The organism is Xenorhabdus japonica (assembly GCF_900115195.1).
Lineage (GTDB): Bacteria > Pseudomonadota > Gammaproteobacteria > Enterobacterales > Enterobacteriaceae > Xenorhabdus > Xenorhabdus japonica.
Genome location: NZ_FOVO01000073.1, coordinates 1 through 2,788 on the forward strand (window position 1 = coordinate 1; position 2,788 = coordinate 2,788).

General features: G+C 41.7%; 3 protein-coding genes. 1 reads left to right on the forward strand and 2 read right to left on the reverse strand.

Annotated features, from left to right (window positions below; translation table 11 throughout):
* The first annotated feature begins 171 nt into the window (after positions 1 to 171).
* Complete coding sequence (locus BM135_RS16240) at positions 172 to 909, forward strand: class I SAM-dependent DNA methyltransferase (RefSeq protein WP_092521551.1); 738 nt, start codon at positions 172 to 174, stop codon at positions 907 to 909.
* A 24-nt stretch (positions 910 to 933) separates the two neighbouring features.
* On the opposite strand, the gene BM135_RS16245 is transcribed toward BM135_RS16240, so the two are convergent.
* Together BM135_RS16245 and BM135_RS16250 are read right to left on the reverse strand one after the other, a co-directional pair.
* Positions 934 to 1,965 (reverse strand): IS630 family transposase, encoded by a 1,032-nt coding sequence (locus BM135_RS16245; protein ID WP_092521553.1) that lies wholly within the window; start codon positions 1,963 to 1,965, stop codon positions 934 to 936.
* Positions 1,966 to 2,268: 303 nt separating this feature from the next.
* On the reverse strand, positions 2,269 to 2,751 hold the full coding sequence (locus BM135_RS16250; RefSeq protein WP_092521555.1) for a PfkB family carbohydrate kinase: 483 nt from the start codon (positions 2,749 to 2,751) through the stop codon (positions 2,269 to 2,271).
* Between the last annotated feature and the right edge of the window lie 37 nt (positions 2,752 to 2,788).

Below are 2,788 nucleotides of genomic sequence, written 5' to 3' on the forward strand. Positions count from 1 at the left end.
GACTAAGCGCCAGAAGGCTGGCTGGGATAATGGCTATATGATGAAAATCCTGACAGTGGGATTTTCATCTGTATAAATTAGACCCGTTTGCCCTATATATCTAATTATTTCATGATACTTTATCTTTATAAAATAGTACCCTTATTCTATTTTTTGTCAGGAGCCATAATAATGGAAGAGCAAGCAAGCTATGATTCAATTGGAGAACATTACGAACAGTTTTCCAATACGGTAGCCCAGCGACAGTCTGAGCTTCGGGATATACTCAACATGGTCGGCGAGATACAAGGAAAGTCAGTTCTGGATCTAGCTTGCGGATATGGTTATTTTGGGCGGGAATTGCAGCGCCGTGGGGCTTCAAAAGTGGTTGGTGTCGATATCTCTGAAAAAATGATTGAACTCGCTAAAATCAAGTCAAAACTGTATGGTGATAATATTGAATTCCATGTACAAAATGTATGTGAAATGAAATTAGATGAAAAATTTGATATCATCATCGCCGCTTTTTTATTCCACTATGCAGAATCCACAGAAGAACTGGAAACGATGTTTCAAGCAGCTGCTGAGCATTTGAAACCTTCCGGTAAATTGATTGCTTATATGGCATCACCTGATTATCGGTTAGGAAGCGGAAACTGTGAGAATTATGGTTTTAAGATTTTGAGCGAAGAGCCCTGGAAAAATGGCTTCCGTCATCAGGCAAAATTTCTGTCAACCCCCCCAAGCCCTTTCACGTTTTACCGTTGGAGTCGTGAGAGTTATGAAAAAGCGCTTAAAAAAGCAGGATTCGATCATTTTAGCTGGCAAAAACCAACCGTCCTAGAAAGCGACTTAGAACGTTATCCTCAAGGTTTGTGGGATATTTATTTGCAGAATTGTGTTCATACCGGACTTATTTGTCAGTTTTAGGCTAAATAGCTGTTCCTAATATTGCTACACTTTTGCTGTTCCATGTTTATTTCCTGGGAATGGGCTAACCGTGTTCATAAAGCCACGCACTTTTCTCAATAACTGCCACATATAACAGCAACAATGATTACGTGTAATCGTTTCATGGAGTGCTAACCATAATTTTTCAATATGATTTATCCATGGAGAATAAATCGGTTGATAAATCAATTTGAATTTCGGATTTTGGGCCAGCCACTCTTGGGTTTTCTGGCTTTTGTGAATGATGTAGTTATCGACTATCAACGTAATACTTTTCGCCCGGCGATAGGCGGCTTTCAGATGCGCTAATAGTTTGATAAATAATGATGAGTCTTTATTGTTGCCGCCAACATAACTCACTTTTCCGGTGCCACTGTGTAAGGCACCCGCCAGATAATATTTCTCGTTCTGACCCGGTGTCGTGATACGTTTTTGTTGCCCACGTAATTGCCAGTCTGCACCGATTTTAGGATTCAGGTGAATATCCACTTCATCTTCGTAAAAGACCGGATGATCGGGGCTGCATCTCTCCAACGCATCATTAATCGCCCTCATTTTCTCTTCCTTATGGGGATCACGTATCCGCAATGTTGGCACTGTTCGGCGCCAGACAATATTCGCTTGTGGCAGCCATCGGCGTATCGTTGATGCATGGAGTGAGCATCCGGTTATCTCATTGATTTGTATAGCGAGTAGCTCACTGCTCCAGCGTGAACGTTGATAACCCAATACGTCGGGAGGATCTGAAATAAGGTGACGTAGCAAGGAACAAATCAATTCAAATGGCCAACGTCGTGGACGACCAGAAGGGCGTGATTTCAAGCCTTCCAGGCCATAAAGTGTATACCTGTTAATCCAGCGACCGACAGAAGAACGACTGCACGCGAGCGTTTTTGCGACATAGCTGACGGTGTCTCCGCGATACAGCATGAGCATGGCGATAAGTCTTCGGGCATGGTTTTTATCGCGGGTTTTTTGGATAGTTTTTTGCATTAAACGGCGCTCATTGCGCGGTATCGATGCTATGATTGGCATAACTCAGTCCGATGGATGATTTTTTTGGTTTGGCGATTAATCAGATCGTCCAATTCGGATTGAGTTCCCTGCAAGTGATCTATTATTTGGAACAGCTATTTAGTTGTCCATTACCTCCGCATTAATGGATATATTTCATTTCATCGAACATAAACCCTTCCTGTCTTTTCAATTAGTGAATAATACTTATTATACATTAATTGAAAAAATTGCCGGGTTTCCGCCCGGCTTTAGCCAAATACTCTAAAATCTTTTTATTTTTATAATGTCGGCGGGATGAGTCATGTTATTTCACAATTATTATTAACGATATGAATCCAATACCAGCAAATTTTCAACATCGAAGGGCGACAGGGTTAGTGAATAAATTAATTCAGTAGATAGCACAAGTGCAGCACAGCGTTGGGCGAAATATACACTTTCCTTAAAATCCATACCTGCTAACGCGCAATGAACTAATCCCGCCATCATTGCATCACCGGAACCCGTGTTATTGACAATATCAACAGGAAATGCCGGAGAGTGGCCTGATACATAATCCAGCTCACTGTAGTAAACACCGTCAGCCCCCATGCTTAAAACTACCCGCTGCACTCCTTGTTCATGAAACCATGATGTTACCAACTTAGCCTCTTTTATTGAATTAATCTTAATGCCACTGATTTTTTCTGCTTCCAGCCGATTGGGTCTAATCGTATGAATATATGATAGCCAGTTACGTACTATGCCCGCCTTGTATCTTAAATGTAGGTTAAAATAAATACGATTAGATTTGGTGCGGTGTATGCAGCCTGATGCCGCCTAGGGTTCCTAGCCCGTCTGT